Origin of the sequence: Mycobacterium sp. JS623, from assembly GCF_000328565.1 — a bacterium.
Lineage (GTDB): Bacteria > Actinomycetota > Actinomycetes > Mycobacteriales > Mycobacteriaceae > Mycobacterium.
Genome location: NC_019966.1, coordinates 974,112 through 998,587, shown reverse-complemented (window position 1 = coordinate 998,587; position 24,476 = coordinate 974,112). Strand labels below are relative to the sequence as shown.

Annotated in this window: 17 protein-coding genes; 3 read left to right on the top strand and 14 right to left on the bottom strand. The window is 65.2% G+C overall.

Annotation, left to right across the window (positions count from 1 at the left end; translation table 11 throughout):
• Positions 1–157 precede the first annotated feature (157 nt).
• The 3 genes from MYCSM_RS04680 to MYCSM_RS04670 all read right to left on the bottom strand — a co-directional run bounded on the left by MYCSM_RS04680 (position 158) and on the right by MYCSM_RS04670 (position 1,886).
• Positions 158–742, bottom strand: a complete 585-nt coding sequence (locus tag MYCSM_RS04680) for a TetR/AcrR family transcriptional regulator (protein WP_015304987.1) — start codon at positions 740–742, stop codon at positions 158–160.
• Positions 743–807: 65 nt separating this feature from the next.
• Positions 808–1,350 (bottom strand): DUF3558 domain-containing protein, encoded by a 543-nt coding sequence (locus MYCSM_RS04675; protein WP_015304986.1) that lies wholly within the window; start codon positions 1,348–1,350, stop codon positions 808–810.
• A gap of 2 nt (positions 1,351–1,352) precedes the next feature.
• Positions 1,353–1,886: a DUF3558 domain-containing protein gene (locus MYCSM_RS04670; RefSeq protein ID WP_015304985.1), complete on the bottom strand. Its 534-nt coding sequence runs from the start codon at positions 1,884–1,886 to the stop codon at positions 1,353–1,355.
• Between the two features lie 88 nt (positions 1,887–1,974).
• Here MYCSM_RS04670 and MYCSM_RS04665 point away from each other — a divergent pair, with 88 nt between their 5' ends.
• Both MYCSM_RS04665 and MYCSM_RS04660 read left to right on the top strand, forming a co-directional pair.
• Positions 1,975–2,418 carry a DUF3060 domain-containing protein gene (locus MYCSM_RS04665; protein WP_041313233.1) on the top strand — a complete coding sequence of 148 codons (444 nt, stop codon included), beginning with the start codon at positions 1,975–1,977 and terminating at the stop codon, positions 2,416–2,418.
• Between the two features lies 1 nt (position 2,419).
• The gene (locus MYCSM_RS04660; RefSeq protein WP_015304983.1) at positions 2,420–2,824 is read left to right on the top strand and encodes a DUF3060 domain-containing protein; all 405 of its coding nucleotides are present in this window, start codon (positions 2,420–2,422) and stop codon (positions 2,822–2,824) included.
• Positions 2,825–2,826: 2 nt separating this feature from the next.
• Here MYCSM_RS04660 and MYCSM_RS04655 read toward each other — a convergent pair whose 3' ends face one another.
• From MYCSM_RS04655 to rpoB, 8 genes are all read right to left on the bottom strand, one after another.
• Positions 2,827–3,618, bottom strand: coding sequence for a crotonase/enoyl-CoA hydratase family protein (locus tag MYCSM_RS04655; RefSeq protein WP_015304982.1), 792 nt, complete (start codon positions 3,616–3,618; stop codon positions 2,827–2,829).
• A gap of 10 nt (positions 3,619–3,628) precedes the next feature.
• On the bottom strand, positions 3,629–4,354 hold the full coding sequence (locus MYCSM_RS04650; RefSeq protein ID WP_157681277.1) for a PaaX family transcriptional regulator C-terminal domain-containing protein: 726 nt from the start codon (positions 4,352–4,354) through the stop codon (positions 3,629–3,631).
• A 21-nt stretch (positions 4,355–4,375) separates the two neighbouring features.
• The gene (locus tag MYCSM_RS04645; protein WP_015304980.1) at positions 4,376–5,314 is read right to left on the bottom strand and encodes a crotonase/enoyl-CoA hydratase family protein; all 939 of its coding nucleotides are present in this window, start codon (positions 5,312–5,314) and stop codon (positions 4,376–4,378) included.
• Complete coding sequence (locus MYCSM_RS04640; protein ID WP_015304979.1) at positions 5,311–6,939, bottom strand: acyl-CoA dehydrogenase family protein; 1,629 nt, start codon at positions 6,937–6,939, stop codon at positions 5,311–5,313. The genes MYCSM_RS04645 and MYCSM_RS04640 overlap by 4 nt, the downstream gene beginning before the upstream one ends.
• A gap of 17 nt (positions 6,940–6,956) precedes the next feature.
• Positions 6,957–8,042, bottom strand: a complete 1,086-nt coding sequence (locus tag MYCSM_RS04635; protein WP_015304978.1) for a phosphatase PAP2 family protein — start codon at positions 8,040–8,042, stop codon at positions 6,957–6,959.
• Positions 8,043–8,118: 76 nt separating this feature from the next.
• On the bottom strand, positions 8,119–8,871 hold the full coding sequence (locus MYCSM_RS04630; protein ID WP_041313224.1) for a deoxyribonuclease IV: 753 nt from the start codon (positions 8,869–8,871) through the stop codon (positions 8,119–8,121).
• A gap of 160 nt (positions 8,872–9,031) precedes the next feature.
• The gene (locus tag MYCSM_RS04625; RefSeq protein ID WP_015304976.1) at positions 9,032–12,985 is read right to left on the bottom strand and encodes a DNA-directed RNA polymerase subunit beta'; all 3,954 of its coding nucleotides are present in this window, start codon (positions 12,983–12,985) and stop codon (positions 9,032–9,034) included.
• A 57-nt stretch (positions 12,986–13,042) separates the two neighbouring features.
• Positions 13,043–16,540, bottom strand: a complete 3,498-nt coding sequence (gene rpoB / locus MYCSM_RS04620) for a DNA-directed RNA polymerase subunit beta (protein WP_041313221.1) — start codon at positions 16,538–16,540, stop codon at positions 13,043–13,045.
• 598 nt (positions 16,541–17,138) lie between these two features.
• Here rpoB and MYCSM_RS04615 point away from each other — a divergent pair.
• Positions 17,139–20,594, top strand: a complete 3,456-nt coding sequence (locus tag MYCSM_RS04615; RefSeq protein ID WP_015304974.1) for a serine/threonine-protein kinase — start codon at positions 17,139–17,141, stop codon at positions 20,592–20,594.
• Here the strand turns inward: MYCSM_RS04615 and MYCSM_RS04610 are convergent.
• From MYCSM_RS04610 to rplL, 3 genes are all read right to left on the bottom strand, one after another.
• Entirely contained in the window at positions 20,566–22,776 is a 2,211-nt protein-coding gene (locus tag MYCSM_RS04610; protein WP_015304973.1) for a molybdopterin-containing oxidoreductase family protein, read from the bottom strand. The genes MYCSM_RS04615 and MYCSM_RS04610 overlap by 29 nt on opposite strands.
• A gap of 9 nt (positions 22,777–22,785) precedes the next feature.
• Positions 22,786–23,868 carry an ABC transporter ATP-binding protein gene (locus tag MYCSM_RS04605; protein WP_041311334.1) on the bottom strand — a complete coding sequence of 361 codons (1,083 nt, stop codon included), beginning with the start codon at positions 23,866–23,868 and terminating at the stop codon, positions 22,786–22,788.
• Between the two features lie 214 nt (positions 23,869–24,082).
• Positions 24,083–24,475 (bottom strand): 50S ribosomal protein L7/L12, encoded by a 393-nt coding sequence (gene rplL, locus MYCSM_RS04600; RefSeq protein ID WP_015304971.1) that lies wholly within the window; start codon positions 24,473–24,475, stop codon positions 24,083–24,085.
• Position 24,476: the final 1 nt, after the last annotated feature.

Here is a 24,476-nt window from a genome sequence, read left to right as displayed (position 1 = left end):
GATACCAGGGCTGGCGCACCGCTCCAAACCCGTCCCGGACCGCCTATTCGCAGGTCAGCCCTAGCTCAAGCCATGAGCTCTTCGCGCAAGCGCTCATCGGAGCTTTCTGCTCTTCGCGCAAGCGCTCATCGGAGCTTTCTGCTCTTCGCGCTAGCGCTCATCGCCGCTCCATCCCGGTCGCGAGCCGCATCACCATGTCCGTGAACACGGCATCCGTGTCGATGCCGTTCATCGCCCCGGTCATCTCCAGCAGCACGAAACCGTGCATCGCCGACCAGAACTCGAGCGCTGCGTAGAACGCGGCATCGCCGTCAAGGCCGTACGAGGCAAGCACAGAAATAACAGGTGCAGCCGCCGCCCGCGTCGCGTTGGTGAACTCCGGGTCGTCGCCGCCGAGCGGCATCCGGGTGAACGCCGAATATCGACCGGGGTGATGGTGTGCGTAGCTCCGATAGGCACTGGCCATCACGGTCACCGCGTCGTCGCGGGTGCGGCCTTCTCCGACGGTGGTGAGCATCTCGATGATGTCGCCGACTACCCGCATCCGCACGGTCCGGCGCAGGTCCTCGAGGCTCTGGACGTGGTTGTACAGCGACGGTCCCTTGGTGCCCAGCTGGGTGGCCAATGCGTTGATGGTCAGCGCGTCCCAGCCCTCACGGTCGAGGAATGTCAGCGCAGCGTTGACGATGGAGTCGCGGCTGAGCTTCGTGGCGCGTCGGCCGCTCGTTGACGGAGCTGCCATGTGCCGTTTCCTTCCGTCGAACAGAACCTGATCTGGGAAAACTAACACCTCTAGTTTCCCTGTGGTCAGTTGACGCGCTCTTGACTGACCTGGGCGAGTTGCCCCGTGATCGTGCACAGGTCGGGCAGCATGGCCGGATTCATCGTCTGGATCGACCACGTGATGACGTCAGTGCCCTTGGCCACGTAGATGCTGCACGCGTTCGCGTCGTAGGCCTTGAAGCCCTTGTTGCCGTCGATCGACAATTCGGTCAAGGTACGCCCGGCCTTCTGTTCCAGCGTCCGCTCCGTGTCCATATCGCTGCCGCGATACCACCACGTCGAGATGCCCATGCCCTGACCGAAGGTGCCCAGCACGGTGTTCTCCTGCCAGAAGCACCCGGCGTCGCTGACCACCGTCTTGGTGAACATCGAGGAGCCGGCGGCCTTGGTGATGTCGGCGTCGGTGACGCCGTTGCAGTCGGCGCTGCGGAAGCCGAGGCCTGACGGCGGCGCCGGCGTGGTGGGTGCCTTTGACTGATCCGACGAGCCGCACGCGGCGAGCAGCATTGCCACGAAAGCCACGGCAAGGGCAGCCACGGACGTCGAAAGCGATCTTGGGAAAGCCATGCTCACATGTCCGACTGCAAGGTGGCGGTGAGCAGCTTCTCGGCGTCCTTGCAGGGATCGCCGTTGTGCTGGTTGCGGTACTGCACCCACCAACTGAGGACGCCGCTGCCTGCGGCGGCAGTGGCCGAGCAGGCCGCACCCGTGGTGTCGCGACGCGCAAGGTATGCCTGATGCCGTTCGACCACCTTCTCGGTGATCGTCGCGCCGCGTTCGGTGGCGAGCGCGCGTTCGCGGTCGAGGGTGCCTGTCTCGTACCAAGAGAACGTCACGTCGACAATCGCCGATCCGCGCGCCAACACGTACTGGCAGACCGCGCCGCTGTAGGGGCGCACGATGTGGTCGGCGCCGATGGCCTGCTGAATTGAACCGTCGACCAACAATCCACATCGGTCGTCGACATACCCGTAGCTGCGCGTGGGATCAGGCGCACCGGATTGCGCCCGACGCGCGGCGCCGCTGACGGTCTGAGAACACCCTGCGACCGCCACTACCGCAATGACCGCCACGACAGCAACCGGGTTAACCCGCCAACGCATCGGTCATCACGCTACCCAGCACGCTCAACGAAGGCGACTCGTGCGAACCACCGCCACGACCACCGGTGAGCGTCGTACGCTCAGCCCCATGATGTGGAGAGCCGTGGCCCGTCCGTTGGCGGCATGCCTGGTTGCGTTCCCGGTCGCACTGACGGCGACACCCGTCGCAAATGCGGAACCGGACCCGGTCGTCTGCAATCCGTATTTACGTAATTGCGCCGATAACGCTGTCGTCGGTGCGCACGTCCAAGGGGATACCCACATCACCGGTGTTGGCACCCAGCAGACGTTGGATTGCAACAACGGCACACTGCTCGTATTAGGCAGCTACAACACCGTGTACGCACTGGGCAGCTGCTGGGGGGTCACCATGCAGGGCTCGTCGAACACCGTGATTGCCGACAACGTCGTCAACGACATCACTGTGTACGGCAGCGACCAGCTGGTGTTGTACAAGAGCGGTGAGCCCATCGTATTGGACCGCGGCCGTGAGCTGGGGATGGTCAACCGGATCGATCGGGTAGCTGCCTGACATGCCGAGATATGGCTTCGCCGCCTGCCTTGCCGTCACGGCCTGTGTACTCGGGTTGGCAGGCTGCAACTCGGAAAAAAGAGACACCAACGCACCGCTTGCCACCGCGGGTACGTCGGGCGCTCAGGTCGAAGTCGGCAACACGATCAATTACGGGTCGTTCGGCACCACCGCCGAGATCGACTGCGCTGACGGGAAGTCGCTCAACGTAGGCGGTTCCAACAACTCGCTGACCGTGAAGGGCACCTGCGCGAGCGTGAACATCGGCGGCGCCGACAACAAAATCACGTTCGACAATGTCGACAAAGCGCTGTCGGTGGTCGGTCTGAACAACACTGTGACCTACAAGGCCGGTGAGCCCAAGGTCGAGGATCTCGGTTCAGGCAACAAGATTTCGAAGGGCTGAGGTTAAGAGCTCGCGCCGTGTCTGCCGGCGCCTGCGGCGAATCGTGATGCGCCCTCGAGTGATTCGGCTGCGACGCGCGAGATGCTGGCGAACTCGAAGTCCATGGCTTCGGCTTCCGATGACCCCCATTGGTTCAGCAGCGACAGCCGATCCGACCGCATGCACTGCTGCGGCAGCTTCGCGAGCTCGGCGGCAAGCTCCTCCGCACGTTGGCGCGCTTGTCCTTTGGGCACCACGCGGTTAGCGAGCCCCATCTCAAGGGCTTCTGCCGCGTCGACGCCACGGCCGGTCAGGATCATGTCCATCGCTCGGCTGTGACCGATCAGGCGCGGCAGGCGCACTGTCCCGCCGTCGATCAACGGCACGCCCCACCGTCGGCAGAACACGCCGAAGACGGCGTCCTCTTCGACGACGCGCAAGTCACACCAGATCGCAAGCTCCAGGCCACCTGCCACGGCGTAGCCGCTGACGGCGGCGATCACTGGCTTGGACAACACCATTCGGCTGGGCCCCATCGGGCCGGGGCCGCTGCGATGTACCGGATTGGCGTCCGCGGTGCCGAGCGCCTTGAGATCGGCTCCAGCACAGAACGTTCCGTTGTCGCCCCAGAGCACCGCGACGGCGGCCGAGTCATCCCTGTCGAATTCGTCGAATGCTTCGTACAGCTCCGCAGCGGCGGCACCGTTGACGGCGTTACGCGCCTGCGGCCGGTTCATGATGACGGTCGTCACCGGGCCACTGCGCTCGACCCGCACTCCACCCGATTCGCTCCTGCCCGCCGGATCGCTCGTCACGTTGCCTCCATCAGTTCGACACCGTCGCGTGAGCGACAGATTCAATACCATCGCGCCGCGCGACCAGTTCCGCGGCGAAGTTCACGTACGCCGCCCGCAAGGCCGCACCGGGCCAGTCCTCGGGCAGCAGCTCATCGGGCAGCACCGGGTCGGTGAGCAGGTGGCGCACCATGCCTGCTGCCGCCACGAATCGGCCGGGAACATCTGCGGCCGTTGCTATTTCGTTGAGCAGATCGCGGCCGGTGCGCATCCAGTCGGGCAGGTCCCACAGCCGAGCGGCGAGTCCCTCGGGGTTGTCATCGCGTGACTGAAGGACGCGGACCCGTTCCAGGACATCGGCAGGTAATTCCACTTCCAAGTTGTCGGGCCGAAGCCACACGCCCTCGCGTAGTTCGCCGAACCGCTTCTCCTGCAGTGTGTTTCGTAGAATCGCACGGCTGCGAGCGTCGGTTCCAACGCGGGTGATCACCAGCGTGGTCCATGTTCCCTGCCATTTCCGCAGCCGAGGGTTGATCGCGTCGTCCTGGCGACGCTGCCGGGCCAGCAGCCGATCGGAGAGCCGGTAGCCATCCTCGGAGCGCACCAGGTCGCCGGCGCTCACCATGCGAGTCAGCGCCACCCTCAGCGTCGGCTCTCTGATATCGAAATCGGATGTGAGCCTGATGAGTTCACTCGCGGTGGCCCAGGCGGGATGAGCGCCGAGCAGCACACTCAGCACGACCGACCGGGCCGTCATCCGCGAGAGCGTTGGCATTTCCTAGACTCCGGACGCCTTCCGGCCGTAATCACCGAACGGCTCGTCGCGCTGGCGGACCGCCTCCCGGAACCCGTGCTCGCGCGATTGCGCGACGAACGCGTGCCCCTCGGGCGTGTGCCGTGCGATGCCGTCGAACACCGTGCTGACCATTCGGCTGGTCGCGATGCCCTGCTGTAACAACGCGGTGTTCATCGCGAGCTTGACCATGATGAGCTGGTTGACCGGCACCGCCGCGATCCGTTCGACAAGGCGCTCGGTGCGCTCGTCAAGGTCCCTCGGGTCCGGCGCCTCAACCGCGAGCCCCCACTCGGCGGCCTGCGCACCGGTGATGCAATCACCGGTCAGCAGAAGACGTTTGGCGCGTTGGTCGCCGAGGCGATGCGCCCACATCCCCGCGGCCGGCACACCCCAGACTCGGGTGGGCGGGTAGCCGATCTTGGCGTCGGCCGCGGCGATCACCTGGTCGGCGTGCAGGGCGATATCCGTGCCGCCCGCAACGCAGTAGCCGTGGATCTTCACCACTGTCGGCTTGTCGGCGTGCAGCAGACTGGAGAAGCCGCGGACGAAGCGGCTCATCATCTGGTAGTCGATCATCGGATCCCACGGCTGATCCGGCAGATGGTTGATGGCCTGCGTCTTGCCGGAGAGCACGGTGTCCTTGTACGGGTTGCCACCGCCGGCGGACGACGACCCCTCGGCGTAGGCGCTGAGATCGAAACCGGCACAAAACCCTTCGCCGCGACCGGAAACCAGGATCACGTGCACGTTGGGATCGAGATCGGCGCGCTCGACGAGCGCCGACAATTCCAGCGGGGTGTCTGCGATGATCGCGTTGCCCTTTTCAGGACGGTTGAAGGTGATGCGCGCAACCCGATCGGTGACCTCATAGGTCATTGTCTTCAAGTTGTCGAAGTCCACGGGCCTGATGGCGTGCGTCATCCCTTGACCATTGCACGTTCGATGATCGGTGCGAGATCCAGCCCCGTTGGCATGGTTCCAAACGCGCCGCCCCATGCGTCGCCCATCCGGGTGGCAAGGAACGCCTCGGCGACCGCGGGATGCCCGTGGCGCACCAGCAGCGAACCCTGCAGCGCGAGGCTGATGTCCTCGGCGACCTTGCGGGCGCGATACTGAATGGTCTCGACGTCCGCCAATGCCGGCTTGAGCGCGTCGACGTGAGCGTCCAAGCGGGGATCCTGGCCCGTTGTCTTGGCCAGTTCGTCGAACAGCACGTCGACACACTCGGGACGAGTTGCCATGGCGCGCAACGTATCTAGCGCGCTGACGTTTCCGGAGCCCTCCCAGATGCCCATCAGCGGCGCCTCGCGGTACAGCCGCGGCATGCCCGACTCCTCGACGTAGCCGTTGCCGCCAAGGCATTCCATCGCTTCAGCCGCGTGCGGGGTCGCGCGCTTGCACACCCAGTACTTGCTGGCCGCCAGCCCGATGCGACGCAGCAGCGCCTCACGGTCGTCGCCGCGCACGGCGGCGTCGGTGGCACCGGCCATCCGCATCGCGACCATGGTGGCCGCCTCGGCCTCGACGGCCAGGTCCGCGAGCACATTGCGCATCAACGGCTGGTCAATCAGGTAGGCGCCGAACACCTTTCGGTGCGCAGCGTGGTGAATGGCGCGAGTGAGGCCGCTGCGCATGCTGGTGGCGCTGCCCAATGTGCAGTCGAGCCGGGTCAGGTTGACCATCTCGATGATGGTCGGCACTCCGCGACCTTCCTCGCCGACCAGCCACGCGGTGGCGCCGTCGTATTCGACCTCGCTCGACGCGTTGGCGTGATTGCCCAGCTTGTCCTTGAGCCGCTGCAGGAACATCCGGTTGCGGCTGCCGTCGGGCAGGATCCGCGGCAGGAAGAAGCAGGACACGCCGCCAGGTGCCTGCGCCAACACCAAGAAGACATCACACATCGGCGCCGACGTGAACCACTTGTGGCCGACCAGGCTGTACGTGCCGTCACCATTCGGCGTGGCTTGCGTGGTGCCTGCGCGGACGTCGGAGCCGCCCTGCTTCTCGGTCATCGACATGCCCGCGGTGATGCCGACCTTGGTGGCGGGCACCTTCAATTCGGGGTCGTACTCGCGGCTGGCGAGCAGCGGTTCGTAGACAGCGGCCAGTTCGGCGTTGTTGCGCAGCGCAGGGACGACGGCGTACGTCATCGAGATCGGGCAGACGTGGCCAGGCTCAGGCGTCCACGCCGACATCTTGGCGGCGCGCACGACGTGCGACCCGGGCCGGTCGTCGGCCCACGGCGCCGCGTGCAGACCATGGCCGATCGCCGCCTTCATCAGCTCGTGGTAGGCCGGGTCGTACTCGACCTCGTCGACCCGGTGGCCGTAGCGGTCGTGGGTGTGCAGGATCGGCTGGTTGCGGTCGGCGAGCTCGCCCCAACGGAGTGCCTGCTTGCTGCCGGAGAGCGCGCCCAGTTCGGTGACCTCGTCGAGCCCCCATTCGCCACCCTCGCGGATCAGCGCCTCGGTGAGTACCGGCGAAGTCGCGGGGTTGAAGTTCTCCAGGGTCGGGACCTGGTTGGTGACGACATGCGTGTCTGGCATTTCTCCATATTACAGTTTCACGACAGTCGCACAATAGCCGTAATATCGTTCCGCGGGCGTGAGCGCCAGGCCTCGAACCACCGCATCGCCAGCAGCACCACGGCGGCCAGTAGCCAGCCGAGAAGAATGTCGACGACGTAGTGCTCGGCCGTGTACACCAGCGTGAACGCCATCACCACAACGTAAGCCGCCAGCAGCGGCCGCCACTTCCGCGCGACCCGGGTCCACAGGAACGCCGCGACTGCGGCGGTGAGGGCGGCGTGCAGCGACGGGATGGCCGCCACCAGGTTCACACTCGCCTGGCCCTGGTCTATCAGCGCGCTGGCGGTCTGCAGGTTCAGCTTTCCCCAGCCGCGCCCGACGATCCTCTCAACCCAGCTGTTTGCGCCGTCGTGCGTCGAGTGCATGCCGCCGAGCAGCCCACCATCGGGCACGCCGCGCGCCGGGCCGAACATGCACGCCGGGCCCGACGGCCCGCTGGATACGTCGGCGGCTGTGCACCGGGCCGCCGCCCATGGCGGCGCGGCGGGCAGCAGCGTGTAGATGATCAGTGCCGCGAACGACAGCCCGACGAACAGCCGGACGAACGCCTTCCACTCCGCACGGTCACGCAGCCACAGGACCGCGGCAACGACGTAGGGAAGGATGAAGAACGACATGTAGACGGTGCTGATGACGATCTCCCACCACGGTGGGTAGGGCAGCTTCAGACGCTCCTGCAGCCACACCGTGGGGACCGTGCCCGCGAACATCCATCGATCCGCGTCCACCTGCCAGTGCCACATGGTCGGCCGTCCAACCAGGATGGCCGCTCCCCTGCTCAGGTCATAGGCGACGAGCACCAACGCGAACGGCAGCCAGTCGCGGACGACGTAGAGCATGCGACGGCCCTGACCGATGCTCGCCGCGAGCAGTCCGGTACAGATGTAGAGCAGCAACAGCTCGCGGTTGAATGCGAACCCCGTTGTGACAGTGCGGTATACGACGATTGCTGCCCACGTCGCGATCGCGATGCGGCGGGTAAATACCAGCCGCCGCTCGAGCGTGGGGGGCGCTTCCTCGAGGCGGACCAACGCAATTGGTGAGTCGTCAACTGCCGACACTCAATTCAGCGTAGTTCACTCCAGCGTTACCGCGGGTTGGATAACTGTTCGTTTATCGAAAAGTATTCAGACCGGGTTACTCCAAGTGGTCACGCAGGAACGCGATGTCGTCCTTTCGGCCCTCGTCGGCGGTTTCACAGATCACCGGCGCATCAGCGGCCTTGACGACCGCGACCAGCAATTCCGGGTCGATTTGTCCGGTGCCGAAATTCGCGTGCCGGTCCGCGCCCGACCCTGCGGCATCGCGAGAGTCGTTGCAGTGCACGAGGTCGATACGCCCCGTGATGCTCATGATCCGCTCGACGGCATCGATGAGTTTTTCACCTGCGGCCCAGGCATGGCAGGTGTCGAGGCAGAAGCCGATGCCCTTGTCGCCGATGTGATCCCACAACCGGGCGATGGTGTCGAAATGCCGTGCCATCGCATGGTCGCCGCCCGCCGTGTTCTCCAGGTACACGGCCACGTCGGTTTCGAGATACTCGAGCGCCTTGCGCCAACGCTCGAAGCCGGCCTCCCAATCGTTGTCGTCGGCGTGGCCGCCGTGCACGATCACCGCGGTCGCGTTGATCTCTGAAGCCGCGTCGCAGGTGTCCTGAAGGATCTTGCGCGACGGGATGCGCACCCTGTTGTTCGCCGAGGCCACGTTGATCAGGTACGGCGCATGCACGTACAGCGGCATGCTCGATGCCTTCAGCACCTCCGCGTCCTCGCGGGGTTTGGGCTTCTTCCAGCTCTGCGGATTGCCGAGGAAGAACTGCACCACGTCGGCGCCGTCGGCATCCGCCGCAGCCAGGGGATCGTCTTGATTGACGTGGGATCCAATAAGCACGGAGTCGAGTCTAGTGAGGCGGCCCGACACCGCCGCGTTCGCCCACATCACGTCGACTGTGGACTTGTGCCACGCATTTGGGGGCGCAGACGTGTCATAAGTCCACCCTCGGCGAAAGAAAAGAGCCCTCGCACAAGGCGAGGGCTCTCTTCTTGAGTGACTAGCGGTAGTCGCTGTAGCCGTAATCGTCCAGCGGCACTGCGGCACCGGTGGCCTGGCCGAAGTCCGGGCTGTAGTACTGATCCTCGTAGGAGGGGATCGTGTACGCCGCGGCCCGAGCCTCTTCGGTCGGCTGCACCTGGATGTTGCGGTACCGGCTGATGCCCGTACCTGCCGGGATCAGCTTGCCGATGATCACGTTCTCCTTCAGACCATTCAGCTTGTCGCTGCGGCAGTTGATCGCCGCATCGGTCAGCACGCGAGTGGTCTCCTGGAACGACGCCGCCGACAACCACGAGTCGGTGGCCAGCGACGCCTTCGTGATACCCATCAGCACCGGGCGACCCGCCGCGGGCTCGCCGCCCTCGGCAACCACCCGACGGTTCTCGGTCTCGAACTCGCCACGTTCGGTCAGCGAGCCGGGCAGGAACTCCGTCGCACCCGAATCGATGATCGTGACGCGACGCAGCATCTGCCGGACGATCACCTCGATGTGCTTGTCGTGGATCGACACACCCTGAGCGCGGTAGACCTCCTGGACCTCCTTGACGAGGTGGATCTGCACCTCGCGGGGGCCCTGGACACGCAGCACCTCGTGCGGATCGGCCGAGCCTTCCATCAGCTGCTGGCCGACCTCGACGTGGTCGCCGTCGGAAAGCAGCCGCTCGGTACCGTCCTCGTGCTTGAACACCTTCAGGCGCTGACGACGAGAGAGCTTGTCGTACACCACTTCTTCGCCACCATCGTCAGGAACGATGGTGATCTTGTAGAAGCGCTCGCCCTCCTCGAGGCGCACGCGACCGGTGACGTCGGCGATCGGCGCCTTGTCACGCGGCACACGAGCCTCGAACAGCTCTTGCACGCGAGGCAGACCACCGACGATGTCGCCACCGCCGGTGACGCCACCCTGGTGGAACGTACGCATGGTCAGCTGCGTGCCGGGCTCACCGATGGACTGCGCGGCGACGATGCCGACCGCCTCGCCGATGTCGACCAGCTTGCCCGTCGCCATCGAACGGCCGTAGCACATCGCGCAGACGCCGGTACCGGTGGTGCAGGTCAGCACGGAGCGGACCTTCACCTCGGTGATGCCGGCCGCGAGCAGTGCCTCGATCGCCGGGTCGCCAAGGTCGTGACCGCGCTCGACGACCACGTTGCCCTTCGCGTCCAGCGCGTCAGCGGCCAAAGTCCGTGCGTAGGCCGAAGTCTCGATGTGCTGATCGCGCACCAGAGACTTGTCCTGCAGCTCGGCCAGCGTGACCGTGATGCCGCGCTCGGTCTCGCAGTCGGTCTCGCGAACGATGACGTCCTGCGATACGTCCACCAGACGACGGGTCAGGTAACCCGAGTCGGCAGTACGAAGAGCGGTGTCCGCCAGACCCTTTCGGGCGCCGTGGGTGTTGATGAAGTACTCCAGCACCGTCAGGCCCTCACGGAACGAGGACTTGATCGGCCGCGGGATGAACTCACCCTTCGGGTTGGTCACCAGACCCTTCATGCCGGCCAGCGTTCGCGTCTGCGTGAAGTTACCCGTCGCGCCCGAGTCCACGATCGTGATGATCGGGTTGTCCGCCGGGTAGTGCGACCGCAGCGCCTCGCCGACCTCTTCGGTGGCCTTCTGCCAGATCTTCACGAGCTCACCGTTGCGCTCCTCATGGTTGAGAGCGCCACGCTGATACTGCTTTTCGATCCGGTCGGCTTCGGCCTCGTAGCGCTCGAGGATCTCCTGCTTCTCCGGCGGCACGATGACGTCGGCCATCGAGACCGTGACACCCGAACGCGTGGCCCAGTAGAAGCCGGCGTCCTTGAGCTTGTCGACGGTCTGCGCGACCACGATCATCGGGTAGCGCTCGGCCAGATCGTTGACGATCCGCGCCTGCACCTTCTTGTGCATCTGCTCGTTGACGAACGGATACCCAAGCGGGAGCAGCTCATTGAACAGCACCCGGCCCAGCGTGGTGTCGGCCGTCCAGGCGTCGCCCGGCTTCCAACCCTCGTCGCCGAACAGCTCGGCTTCGACCTCGGCAGGCGGACGCAGCTGCGTCAGCCGCACCCGGATCTTGGAACGCACACTCAGCGCGCCGCGGTCCATCGCCATGATGGCCTCGGCAGGCGAGCTGTACACGCCAGTCTCCGGCTGATCCTTGGCGGCGGCGGTGTATTCGCCGATGCCACCCGGAACCTCGGTGGTCAGATAGAACAGACCCGTCACCATGTCCAGACGCGGCATGGCCAGCGGGCGGCCCGACGCAGGCGACAGGATGTTGTTCGACGACAGCATCAGGATGCGAGCCTCGGCCTGTGCCTCCGCACTCAGCGGCAGGTGCACGGCCATCTGGTCACCGTCGAAGTCGGCGTTGAAGGCCTCACACACCAACGGGTGCAGCTGAATTGCCTTGCCTTCCACCAGCATCGGCTCGAAAGCCTGGATGCCGAGGCGGTGCAGCGTTGGTGCGCGGTTCAGCAGCACCGGGTGCTCGCCGATGACCTCTTCGAGAACGTCCCACACCTGCGGGCGCTGACGCTCGACCATCCGCTTGGCGCTCTTGATGTTCTGTGCGTGGTTCAGATCGACAAGACGCTTCATCACGAACGGCTTGAACAGCTCGAGTGCCATCAGCTTGGGCAGGCCGCACTGGTGCAGCTTGAGCTGCGGGCCGACCACGATGACCGAACGGCCGGAGTAGTCGACGCGCTTGCCGAGCAGGTTCTGACGGAACCGGCCCTGCTTGCCCTTCAACAGATCCGAGAGCGACTTCAGCGGACGGTTGCCCGGCCCGGTAACGGGCCGGCCGCGACGGCCGTTGTCGAACAGCGCGTCAACCGACTCCTGAAGCATGCGCTTCTCGTTGTTGACGATGATCTCGGGCGCGCCGAGGTCGATCAGCCTCTTGAGCCGGTTGTTGCGGTTGATCACGCGGCGGTACAGGTCGTTGAGGTCCGAGGTGGCGAACCGGCCACCGTCGAGCTGCACCATCGGACGCAGTTCCGGCGGGATCACCGGTACGGCGTCGAGCACCATGCCCAGGGGCGAGTTGCTGTTGGACTGGAACGCCGCGACGACCTTCAGACGCTTGAGAGCACGAAGCTTCTTCTGGCCCTTGCCGTTACGGATGGTGTCGCGCAGGCTGTCGGCCTCGGCGTCGATGTCGAAGGTCTCGATGAGCTTCTTGATCGACTCCGCGCCCATGGCGCCCTCGAAGTACTCGCCGTAGCGGTCGACGAGCTCGCGGTACAGCACCTCGTCGACGATCAGCTGCTTGGGAGCCAGCTTGGTGAAGGTGGTCCAGATCTCCTCGAGCCGGTCCAGCTCACGCTGGGCGCGGTCGCGGAGCTGACGCATCTCACGCTCGCCGCCGTCGCGAACCTTGCGCTTGACGTCGGACTTGGCGCCCTCGTCCTCGAGCTCCTTCATGTCGGCTTCGAGCTTCTGCGCCCGGGCCTCGAGATCGGCGTCGCGCTGATCCTCGACGGCCTTGCGCTCGACGGCCATCTCGGCCTCGAGAGTGGACAGCTCGTTGTGGCGCATCTCGTCGTCCACGGCGGTGATCACGTAGGCCGCGAAGTAGATGATCTTCTCGAGATCCTTGGGCGCCAGGTCCAGCAGATAGCCGAGGCGCGAGGGAACACCCTTGAAGTACCAGATGTGCGTGACGGGCGCGGCCAGCTCGATGTGGCCCATCCGCTCACGACGCACCTTGGCGCGGGTGACCTCGACGCCGCAGCGCTCGCAGATGATGCCCTTGAAGCGGACGCGCTTGTACTTGCCGCAGTAGCACTCCCAGTCGCGAGTCGGTCCGAAGATCTTCTCGCAGAACAGGCCGTCCTTCTCCGGCTTCAATGTGCGGTAGTTGATGGTTTCCGGCTTCTTGACCTCACCGAACGACCAGTTACGGATGTCGTCGGCGGTGGCAAGACCGATCCGGAGCTCATCGAAGAAGTTGACGTCTAACACGTAACTCCCTTTCCCCTTTCGGGATTAGTAACCAATAGCGCTGCGGCTCCGCCGCAATTACGCAAGATCCTCAACAGAAGCAGATTCATTGCGGGACAAGTTGATTCCCAGGTTCGCAGCAGCGCGCTCCAGGTCCTCGTCGTCGCCGTCGCGCATCTCGATCGCTGCACCGTCTGAAGACAGCACCTCGACGTTCAGGCACAGCGACTGCAACTCCTTGAGCAGCACCTTGAACGACTCCGGAATGCCCGGCTCTGGGATGTTCTCGCCCTTGACGATCGCCTCGTACACCTTGACCCGGCCGACGGTGTCGTCGGACTTGATGGTCAACAGCTCCTGCAGCGTGTACGCCGCGCCGTAGGCCTGCATGGCCCAGCACTCCATCTCACCGAACCGCTGGCCACCGAACTGCGCCTTACCGCCCAGCGGCTGCTGGGTGATCATCGAGTACGGGCCAGTGGAGCGGGCGTGGATCTTGTCGTCCACCAAGTGGTGCAGCTTGAGGATGTACATGTAGCCGACCGTCACCGGGTACGGGAACGGTTCACCACTGCGGCCGTCGAACAACTTCGCCTTGCCGTCCTCGTCGACCAACGTATCGCCGTCGCGGCTGGGCAGCGTCGAGGCCAACAGACCCTGAAGCTCGGCCTCGCGGGCACCGTCGAACACCGGCGTCGAGACGATGCTGTTCGGCTCGACGTCCAGCATCTCCTCGGGCAAGTTGGCTGCCCATGCTGGACGAGAACCGGCCTCATCCTTGATAGTCCAGCCGGCCTTAGCTGCCCACCCGAGGTGGGTCTCCAGGATCTGGCCGATGTTCATCCGACGCGGCACACCGTGGGTGTTCAGGATGATGTCCACCGGGGTGCCGTCGGGCAGGAACGGCATGTCTTCGACGGGCAGGATCTTGCCGATGACGCCCTTGTTGCCGTGGCGTCCGGCCAGCTTGTCGCCGTCGGAGATCTTGCGCTTCTGTGCGACGTAGACGCGGACCAACTCGTTGACGCCCGCGGGCAGCTCGTCGTCGTCCTCGCGGGAGAACACCCGGATGCCGATGACCTTGCCGGACTCACCGTGCGGCACCTTCAGCGACGTGTCGCGGACCTCGCGCGCCTTCTCACCGAAGATCGCGCGGAGCAGCCGCTCCTCCGGGGTCAGCTCGGTCTCACCCTTCGGGGTGACCTTGCCGACCAGGATGTCGCCGTCGCGGACCTCGGCGCCGATGCGGACGATGCCGCGCTCGTCGAGGTCGGCCAGCACCTCATCGGAGACGTTCGGGATGTCCCGGGTGATCTCCTCGGCGCCCAGCTTGGTGTCGCGGGCATCGATCTCGTGCTCCTCGATGTGAATCGAGGTGAGCACGTCCTCTTCGACCAGGCGGTTGGAGAGGATGATCGCGTCCTCGTAGTTGTGCCCTTCCCACGGCATGATCGCCACGAGCAGGTTCTTGCCGAGAGCCATCTCACCGTTCTCGGTGCAGGGGCCGTCGGCGATGACCTGACCCGCCTCGACACGCTGCCCGGCGTCCACGATGGGACGCTGGTTGGCGCAGGTGCCGTGGTTGGACCTGGCGAATTTACGCATCCGGTAGGTGTGCCGGGTGCCGTCGTCGGCCATCACGGTGATGTAGTCAGCCGAGACCTCTTCGATCACGCCCGCCTTATCGGCGACGACGACATCGCCCGCGTCGATCGCGGCGCGCAGCTCCATACCGGTACCGACCAGCGGGGCCTCGCTGCGCACCAGCGGAACCGCCTGGCGCTGCATGTTGGCACCCATCAGGGCACGGTTGGCGTCGTCGTGCTCGAGGAACGGGATCATCGCGGTCGCGACCGACACCATCTGGCGCGGCGAGACGTCCATGTAGTCGACCTCGGTCGAGGAGACGTACTCGACCTCGCCGCCCTTCCGGCGAACGAGGACGCGCTCCTCGACGAAGCGGCCCTTCTCGTCGATCGGCGAGTTGGCCTGCGCCACAACGTGGCGGTCCTCCTCGTCGGCGGTCAGGTACTCGATGTCGTCGGAGACCACACCGTCGTTGACCTTGCGGTAGGGGGTCTCGATGAAGCCGAACGGGTTCACCCGCGCGTACACCGACAGCGAGCCGATCAGGCCGATGTTCGGGCCTTCCGGCGTCTCGATCGGGCACATCCGGCCGTAGTGGCTGGAGTGCACGTCGCGGACCTCGAGGCCGGCGCGCTCACGGGACAGACCGCCCGGTCCCAGCGCCGAGAGACGGCGCTTGTGGGTTAAACCGGAAAGCGGGTTGTTCTGGTCCATGAACTGCGACAGCTGGCTGGTGCCGAAGAACTCCTTGATCGCCGCCACGACGGGACGGATGTTGATCAGGGTCTGCGGCGTGATCGCCTCGACGTCCTGGGTGGTCATCCGCTCGCGCACGACGCGCTCCATGCGGGACAGGCCGACCCGAATCTGGTTCTGGATCAGCTCGCCGACGGTACGCAGACGACGATTGCCGAAGTGGTCGATGTCGTCGGTCTCCACCGGCACCTCGACGCCGCCGGGGACCGTCATCGAGGTCTGGCCCTCGTGCAGACGCACCAGGTACTCGATGGTCGCGACGACGTCCTCTTCGGTCAGCGTCGAACTGGTGATCGGCTGCCCGGCGTTCAGGCCGAGCTTCTTGTTGACCTTGTAGCGGCCCACCCGAGCCAGGTCGTAGCGCTTCTCCTTGAAGAACAGGTTCTCCAGCAGGGTCTGCGCGGACTCCTTGGTTGGCGGTTCGCCCGGGCGCAGCTTGCGGTAGATGTCCAGCAGCGCCTCGTCGGTGCCTGCGGTGTTGTCCTTCTCCAGCGTGCCCATCATGATCTCGGAGAAGCCGAAGCGCTCCACGATCTGCTCGTTGGTCCAGCCCAGCGCCTTCAGCAGCACGGTGACCGGCTGGCGCCGCTTGCGGTCGATGCGCACACCAACGGTGTCGCGCTTGTCGACGTCGAACTCCAGCCACGCGCCGCGGCCGGGGATCACCTTGACGCTGTGCAGCGTCTTCTCGGTGGACTTGTCGATGGTCTCGTCGAAGTACACACCCGGCGAGCGGACCAGCTGGGACACCACGACACGCTCGGTGCCGTTGATGATGAAGGTGCCCTTCTCGGTCATCATCGGGAAGTCACCCATGAAGACCGTCTGGCTCTTGATCTCACCGGTGTTGTTGTTGATGAACTCCGCGGTGACGAACAGCGGAGCCGCGTAGGTCATGTCCTTGTCTTTGCACTCGTCGACCGGAGCCTTGACCTCATCGAAGCGCGGGTCGCTGAATGACAGCGACATCGAGCCGGAGAAGTCCTCGATCGGCGACAGTTCGGCGAGCACCTCTTCGAGGCCGCCCACTGGGTTGACGTCACCGCGGGCCTTGGCCTTCTCGCGCCACGAATCGGACCCGACCAGCCAGTCGAACGACTCGGTCTGAACGTCAAGTAGCCCCGGAACCTCGAGAGGCTCGCGGAGCTTGGCGAAAGAGACTCGGTTTGGTGCGCCTGGGACGGAACTATTAGTGGTATCTACTGCTGACTTGGATTGGCGGGACCCTGCCAAGATGCATCCTTCCAGCACCTCATGCGACGGTTTGGTGCCAGGCGGTGGCCTGTCCTTTAGTCGCTCTATCTGCGTCGGTTCGGCTGGCCTCTCGAGACCACAAACTTCCCGGACGCACGGCACGCGACTAGATCACTGAGCGGGGCTCAGGCTAGGACATCGGTGTCAGGTGCGGGTTTAGGTGGGCAGGATGCAGCCAGCGCAACGTCCAACAGTACCGCAGGACGGCGTATTCCTCAACCACCGCACGCAGGAGTCACCGGGCGCTGGCTGGCGTCCTTAACCCGTGCACACATGCTGCCCAACAGATTGGCCCGTCGAACCCTTTCCGTCAAGAGATAACGCCGTGTTGGCTGTGGAGTTTTGCGTTAAATCTGGGTTTGCGAGGCGACCGCACACGTCGCGGTTGCGGTGGTGGTCGCCGACGGGTCCTCCGCACAGGGCGTGGGGACAGCTTCGGCGCGGGTGTCGGCAGCACGTGGGCTTGGGCGCCGTCGGTCCCCTCCACCGCGCATCCGCAGTCGGCGTTGCCGCGATCGGTTTATGCTCAGGTCAGCAGCCATGGCGACGTCATGACGCAGCGATATCGAGACGACCGATGGCACGCAGCGACCCGATGCCGACGCAGGCGGATGCGTACGCCGGAGTACCGGCGGAGTTGGTGGCTGCCGGTTTCGAAGATCCCGAGGAGATCGGCCGCGGCGGCTTCGGCGTGGTGTATCGCTGCAGCGAGCCCGAACTCGATCGGACGGTCGCGGTGAAGGTGCTGACCGCAGATCTCGAGCCCGACAACGTCGAACGTTTCGTGCGTGAGCAACTCGCGATGGGCAAGCTGTCCGGCCACCCGCATATCGTGAGCATCTTCCAGGTGGGGACCACCGCCACCGGCCGGCCGTACATCGTGATGCAGTACCACCCGCACGGTTCGCTGGAAGCCAAGATCCACAACAACGGGCCGGTGGGGTGGGCCGACGCCGTTCATATCGGGGTGAAGGTGGCCGGCGCGTTGGAAACCGCGCACCGCCGCGGGACGGTACACCGTGACGTCAAACCGGCGAACATCCTTCTCACCGAGTACGGCGAGCCACAGCTGACAGATTTCGGAATCGCCAGGGTGATCGGCGGATTCGAGACCGCGGACGGAGCGGTGATGGGTTCACCGGCATACACCGCTCCAGAGGTGCTGCTCGGTCAAACGCCGGACGTCACGTCCGATGTCTACAGCCTGGCGTCGACATTGTTCTGCGCAGGAACAGGGCACGCGGTGTTCGAGCGTCGCCAGGGCGAGCAGATGGTCGCCCAGTTCCTTCGGATAACGAAGCAACCCATCCCGAACATGCGCGACTCCGGTCTGCCCGCCGACGTCTGCGCGGTGATCGAACAGGCGATGTCGCGCAATGTCGAAGACCGCCCTTCGACCGCGGAGGAATTCGGGGAGCAGTTGCGCGAGGTGCAGCGGATGCACGGGTTGCCGGTCGACGACATGCCCGTGCCGATACCGGCGCCCACAATCCGGTACAACCCGCCCCGCTCACCCGGCACACCGTCGGGTTCGTACCCGGCGCGGACACTGACACCGCCTGTGCCGGCCACCCGTTTCCAACTACCGGTGTCGACGAAGGCGTTGGTCGACCGCGCCCGGTTGATCGAGGTCCTACGAGCCGGGAACACCAAGAAACTCACAGTGATTCACGGCCCGACCGGATTCGGCAAAAGCACGCTGGCCGCGCAGTGGGCGAAGCTGCTGACCGCCGAGGGTGTGGCGGTGGCATGGCTGACCGTCGACCACGACGACAACAACGTCGTGTGGTTCCTGTCCCATCTGATCGAGGCCATCCGAGCCGTAACGCCCGCCCTGGCAACCGAGCTCGGCGAGGTACTTCAAGAACACGACGACGAGGCCGAGCGCTACGTGCTGACGTCGTTGATCAACGAGATCCATGAGACTGGCACACGCATGACGTTGGTGATCGACGACTGGCAGCGCGTCACCGACCCCGCGACCATCGGGGCGCTGCTCTACCTGCTCGTCTACGCCTCCGATGACTTGAACGTCGTGGTGACCAGCCGCAGCCAGAGCGGCCTGCCGATGAGCAGGATGCGAATGCAAGACGAACTCCTCGAAATCGACGCCACCGCACTGCGTTTCGACGTGGCCGAATCAAAGAACTTCCTCGTCGACCTGAGTGGGCTGGATCTGGACTACGCCGACGTCGAGGAGCTGACGGCCAAGACAGACGGCTGGGTCGCCGCACTGCAGCTGGCATCGCTGTCGCTGCGCGGGCGCGACGATCCCGTGCAGTTGATCGACACGATGACCGGCCGCCACCATGTGATCAGCGAGTTCCTTGCCGAGAACGTGTTCGACACTCTGGAACCGTCGATGCTCGACTTCTTGCTGGCCACCTCGATCACCGAACGCATCTGCGGCGACCTCGCGTCGGCATTGTCCGGCGTGCCGGACGGGCAGGCGATGCTCGAGTTGGTCGAGGAACGCGATCTGTTCCTGCACCGGATCGACGAACAGTGGTTCCGCTATCACCAACTGTTCAGTGACTTCCTGCAGCATCGGCTCGGCCGCGACCCGCAGCGGGTCGTTCGGCTGCACCGGGCGGCCTCCACGTGGTTCGCCGATCACCAAATGGTCAGTGAGGCAGTCGATCACGCGCTTGCAGCGGGCGATGACGAGCGCGCCGTGACGCTCGTCGAGAACCACGGCATCGATCTGGTGGCGAAATCGCAAATGGCCACGCTGATCGGGTTGATCGGCAAACTGCCCTCCGCGGTGGTGCGCTCTGATCCGCGGCTTCAGCTTGCGCTGGCATGGGCCAACATCGTGCTGCACCGCATCCCAGCCGCCGAACAGGCGCTGGAGCTGATGGAAGCCCGGATGACGAAGTACGGCATCACCGACGAAGAGATCGTCGACATGCGCGCGGAAGCCGGGGTCGTGCGAGGAGTGGCCGACCTGCGCTCGGACCGTCTCGCAGGCATCGACGAGCACATCGGGCCCTGTCTGGAACGTCGAGAAACACAGCGGCCCTTCGCCGTAGCCGTTGCGGCGACCGTGTCCACCTTCGCCGCCGCCTATCACTACAACCTCGACGAGGTGAACCGCATCCAGGCGTGGGCCGCACCCTACGCCGAGCGCAACGGCGATAGCTTCAACATGGTTCACGGGCTCTGCTACACGGGGCTCGCGCATCGACTGATGCTCGACATCCCAACGGCGGAAGCCTGTTTCCGCAAGGCTCTCAAAATCGCAAAGCGGTCGGGCGGCAGTCATTCCTACACGGCCCGATTGGCGAGCTCGGCGCTGGGCGAATTGCTTTACGAGCGAGGCGATCTCGACGAAGCTGCCCGCCTGCTCGAGGAAGGCTACAAGGTCGGCCCGGAGGGCGGCTCGGTCGATTTCAAGATCGCGCGTTACGTGATCGCCGCCAGAATCAAGGCGCTGCAGGGCGATCGGCACGCCGCGGGGCAACGGCTCGACGAGGCCATCCGCGTCGCGCGGGCGCTGTCGCTGAACCGGCTGCGGGCGATGGCCGAACACGAACGCACCCGGCTCGGCCTTGCGCCGCACCCAGATGCTGACCCGTGGCCGACGACCACGTATGAAAGCCGCCGCCAGCCCGTCGACGCGATCGACGAGATCACCGTCCAGTTCGAGGAGGCGTCGGCGATCCGGGTGCTGATGGGCGCCGACGATCAGGAGTCGAAAGAGCTGGCCTGCCGATGGGCGCAGGGATGGGTCGATCGAACCTCGTCACCGGTCAGACCACAGGCGTTGTTGCGGGCGCGTCGACTGTTGGGTGCGAGCCTGTCGGCCGCCGGACACGTCGACGAGGCCAAGGCCACGATCGCCGCGGTCGCAGCCCAATGCGCACAGTTGAGGATGCTGCGCTACCTCGTCGACGGTGGTCCTTATGTCGCCGCAACGCTTTCGGAGCTGCAGGCCGATCAGCGGTCCGGTTGGTGGCGTCCCGAATGGCCCGAGATACCGCCCGAGTTCCTCGATGACGCGGTTACTGCCGGGGTGGCGCAGCGGATTTGACGGCTGCCCGCTCGACGCGGACAGGGACGCCAGTCAACCGGGCCATGCCTGCCAGCTTCTCCAAATGTTCCGGCGCGCTGGACATCAGCTGGTTGACGTTGGCGCCGCCCGCTCCGTTGGCAACCTGCCAACTGCCGGTGCCCTTGTGGCCCCAGCCATGCGGCACTGCGACGACGCCGGCGACGATGTCCTTGGTGACGATGACGGGCAGTTCGATCTCTCCGTGCGGCGAGGCGATCCGCACCCGGTCGCCGTCGACGATGTTGACCGCGACCGCGTCGTCGACGTGCATGCGCGCGGCCTGGACGCGATCGCCGCGCATCAGCAGCGGCGAGTTGTGCATCCACGAGTTCTCCGAACGCGTCTCGCGCATGCCGATCAGCCGCAGCGGATATCCGTCAGGCACTTGTCTGCGCCACAGCGCGTCGACCTCGGCGGCGATCTCGTCATGCCGGAGCCGCACGCGGCCGCCGCGGTACACGACCACCTTGCGCAGTACGCCGTCGCGCAGGTTGCGCGCGAGCACCTTGCCGTGTGGGTAATCGGCGGCAAGCCGCGCGAAGGTCAGGCCGCCGCGACGCAGCCCGTAGCGGTCGCCACCCTCACCCAGCCGGATCACGGCGTCCACCAGCAACCGTGGGGTCAGCCGAATACCGAAGAGCGCCAGTGCCTTTCGTGCTACCGCGAGCGCAATCAGTCCCGGTGCGCGCCGCCACATCCTGCGGGTGAGGTCGTCGATCACCTCCCACTCAGCGCGAGCCTGACCGGGCGGCGCGACCACGACCTCGGTCGTCTGACGGAAGGGCGTTGGCTGCAGCGTCTGGAAGGGCAACGGGAAATCGTCGCGTTCGTACATCGTCGCGGCGGGCAGCACATAGTCACAGTGGGCGAGCGTCTCGTTGACATAGATGTCGATCCCGACCATCAACTCCAAGGACTCCAACGCTGTCTCTAATTCATTGCCGTTGGGTACCGATAGCACCGGGTTGCCTGCGCTGACGAACAGCGCGCGTACCTGCCCCCGCCCTGGCGTGGTGATCTCCTTGGCCATCAGCCCCGCCGGTTCAGACATCAGCACCGATGGGAAGCCACCGATCCGCGACCGCCTGCGGCTGTAGCTGGTTCGCAACAGCGCGCCGAGGGCCTTCATCCCCCACCGTTCGCCTGGAATCCCGAAGGTGCCGAACATGCTGCCGCCGGGGGCATCGAGGTTGCCGGCAACCAGGTTCACTGCATCGAGCAAATATGTTGTGAGAGTGCCGTTTTCACCCGTGCTGGTGCCCACCCGGCCGTATACGGCCGCCCGCGGGGTTCGCGCGAGGTCGCGCGCCAGCGCGCGCACGGTGTCGGGATCGATGCCCGTTTGCGGCGCAGTGGCTTCGGGGCTGAACCGTCTGGTCAACTGTTCCAGCCACGCAACGCCATCGGCCTGCCTGGCCAGCGCGGCGGAATCGGTGAGGTTCTCCCCGAACAACACATGAAGCAGAGACAGCAGTAGGAAGGCGTCGCCGTCGGGAACGATGCCCAGCCACTCGAATTGGGCCGCGGTCTCGGTCTTGCGCGGATCGATGACGAGTACCCGGCCGCCGCGCTTGACGATGTCGTGCATCCGGTCTTTGATCCGCGGCACGGTCAGCACGCTGCCGTGCGAGACCACGGGGTTCGCACCGATCACGACGAGCAGATCGGTACGCGGAATGTCCGGCACGGGTAACGCCAGCGGCGAGCCGTACAACATCTGGCTGGCCACAAAGCGGTTGTTGACGTCCTGCGACCCGGCGGTGAAGACGTGCAGGCGCGGGCCGAACGCGTTCATCAACATCGCCAGGCCCAGCGTGTGTGAATAGCTGAAGGCGCCCGGGTTGCCGTAGTACCAGCCGATCGCGCCAGAGCCGTGCCTGCGGTGAATGTCGGTCAGCCGAGAAGCGATGTCGGACATCGCCTCGTCCCAGCCGACGGGTTCGAATCGGCCGTCGGCCGTGCGGCGCAGCGGAGTGGTGACGCGGTCGGGGTCGTTGACGACCTCGGTGAACGCGATGCCCTTCTGGCAGGCAAAGCCGGCCGAGAGTGGGTGGTCCTTATCGGGCCGCAGCGACACCAGCCGACCGTCGTCGACGGTCGCGATCATGCCGCACAGCGGCTCACAAATCCGGCAGAAGGTGACCTTCTGCTGGGTGGTCATATCCGAAGGCTAGCGCTCCTCGGCTACCGGGATCCGGCCGGTTGGCGCGTCGTCGTCGGCTGACCGGTGCCGCGCCGTGGCGCTTTCACCGAATTCACTGGCCGCATACTTGTGCGTGCCTTCGAGGTCGTCGCGGATGGCTTCCTGGGCGGACGGCGGCAGGGTGTGCATGATCTCGCGAACACGGGCCTGACGACGAGCGACAGCCTGGCGTTCGGGCATGCCGGGGGTTGCCTGGATCTGCGGGGGCACGCCCTGAATCTCTTCGACACCGCCGTCGTGGTGACCGGCATCGACCATGGCCTGCTCTTCGGCCATCGTCGACTCGTCCTTCTCCTCCGACATACCGATCGGGCCGATACGACGGCCGTTGAGGAACTGCCGGACCACGGGCTCGTCGCTGGTCAAAAGGACCTCGCGGGGGCCGAACATGACCAGGTGCTTGCGGAACAGCATGCCCATGTTGTCGGGCACGGTGCGGGCGATGTTGATGTTGTGCGTGACGATCAGGATCGTGCAGTCGATCTGGGCGTTGATGTCGATCAGCAGCTGGCTCAGATACGCGGTACGGACCGGGTCCAGACCGGAGTCGGGCTCGTCGCACAGGATGATCTGCGGGTCGAGCACCAGCGAGCGGGCCAGGCCGGCGCGCTTACGCATACCACCGGAGATCTCGCCGGGGAACTTGTTCTCATCTCCGCCCAAGCCGACCAGCTCGAGCTTCTCCATGACGATGTTGCGGATCTCGCTTTCCTTCTTCTTCGTGTGCTCACGAAGAGGGAACGCGGTGTTGTCGTACAGGCTCATCGAGCCGAACAACGCGCCGTCCTGGAACATGACGCCGAACAGCGTGCGGATCTCGTAGAGCTCCTTGGCCGAGCACTCGATGATGTTGGTGCCGTCGACGATGATCTTGCCGCGCTCGGGGCGCAGCAGACCGATCAGAGACTTCAGGAAGACCGATTTACCGGTACCTGACGGGCCCAACAGCACGCTGACCTCACCGGCCGGGATCTCCATGGTGACGTCTTCCCAAATTCGCTGGGCCCCGAAGGACTTCGTCAGTCCTTCTACTTGAATTCCGATGCCCACGCGCGATCCTTCCGCCAAATATTCAGCCCCACGCCACATGGCTCCCGCCTGTGGCTTGAGTCACTGTAGCTTACGCCCTCTGACCACGACACTCGTCTTGCGTCACATTGTGACTGACCCCAGACATTCCCTAGACACAGCTGTGGGGCGGACCTGTTTGCCAGGTCCGCCCCACAGCTGCATATTTGTCGGCTACGCCGACGGAAGTCGGATGCTACTTGACGGTGACCGACGCGCCAGCGGCCTCGAGCTTGGCCTTGGCCTCCTCGGCAGCCTCCTTGGCGACCTTCTCGAGCAGCGGCTTGGGAGCGCTGTCGACCAGGTCCTTGGCCTCCTTGAGGCCCAGGCCGGAGACGATCTCGCGGACGACCTTGATGACGCCGATCTTCTTGTCGCCGGCACCCTCGAGGATGACGTCGAACTCAGACTGCTCCTCGGCAGCCTCGGCGGGGGCGCCAGCGGCAGCACCGGGAGCGGCCGCAACGGCGACCGGAGCGGCGGCGGTTACCTCGAAGGTCTCCTCGAACTTCTTGACGAACTCGGAGAGCTCGAGCAGCGTCAGTTCCTTGAACGCGTCGAGCAGGTCGTCAGTGGACAGCTTGGCCATT

Excerpts from the sequence above, each read along its gene's own strand:
- MYCSM_RS04660 (WP_015304983.1), top strand. The coding sequence starts at position 2,420 with ATGCCGAGATATGGCTTCGCCGCCTGCCTTGCCGTCACGGCCTGTGTA.
- rplL (WP_015304971.1), bottom strand. The coding sequence starts at position 24,475 with ATGGCCAAGCTGTCCACTGACGACCTGCTCGACGCGTTCAAGGAACTG.
- MYCSM_RS04610 (WP_015304973.1), bottom strand. The coding sequence starts at position 22,776 with ATGACCACCCAGCAGAAGGTCACCTTCTGCCGGATTTGTGAGCCGCTG.
- MYCSM_RS04615 (WP_015304974.1), top strand. The coding sequence starts at position 17,139 with ATGGCACGCAGCGACCCGATGCCGACGCAGGCGGATGCGTACGCCGGA.
- MYCSM_RS04645 (WP_015304980.1), bottom strand. The coding sequence starts at position 5,314 with ATGACGCACGCCATCAGGCCCGTGGACTTCGACAACTTGAAGACAATG.
- MYCSM_RS04670 (WP_015304985.1), bottom strand. The coding sequence starts at position 1,886 with ATGCGTTGGCGGGTTAACCCGGTTGCTGTCGTGGCGGTCATTGCGGTA.
- MYCSM_RS04680 (WP_015304987.1), bottom strand. The coding sequence starts at position 742 with ATGGCAGCTCCGTCAACGAGCGGCCGACGCGCCACGAAGCTCAGCCGC.
- MYCSM_RS04650 (WP_157681277.1), bottom strand. The coding sequence starts at position 4,354 with ATGACGGCCCGGTCGGTCGTGCTGAGTGTGCTGCTCGGCGCTCATCCC.
- MYCSM_RS04640 (WP_015304979.1), bottom strand. The coding sequence starts at position 6,939 with ATGCCAGACACGCATGTCGTCACCAACCAGGTCCCGACCCTGGAGAAC.
- MYCSM_RS04675 (WP_015304986.1), bottom strand. The coding sequence starts at position 1,350 with ATGGCTTTCCCAAGATCGCTTTCGACGTCCGTGGCTGCCCTTGCCGTG.
- MYCSM_RS04665 (WP_041313233.1), top strand. The coding sequence starts at position 1,975 with ATGATGTGGAGAGCCGTGGCCCGTCCGTTGGCGGCATGCCTGGTTGCG.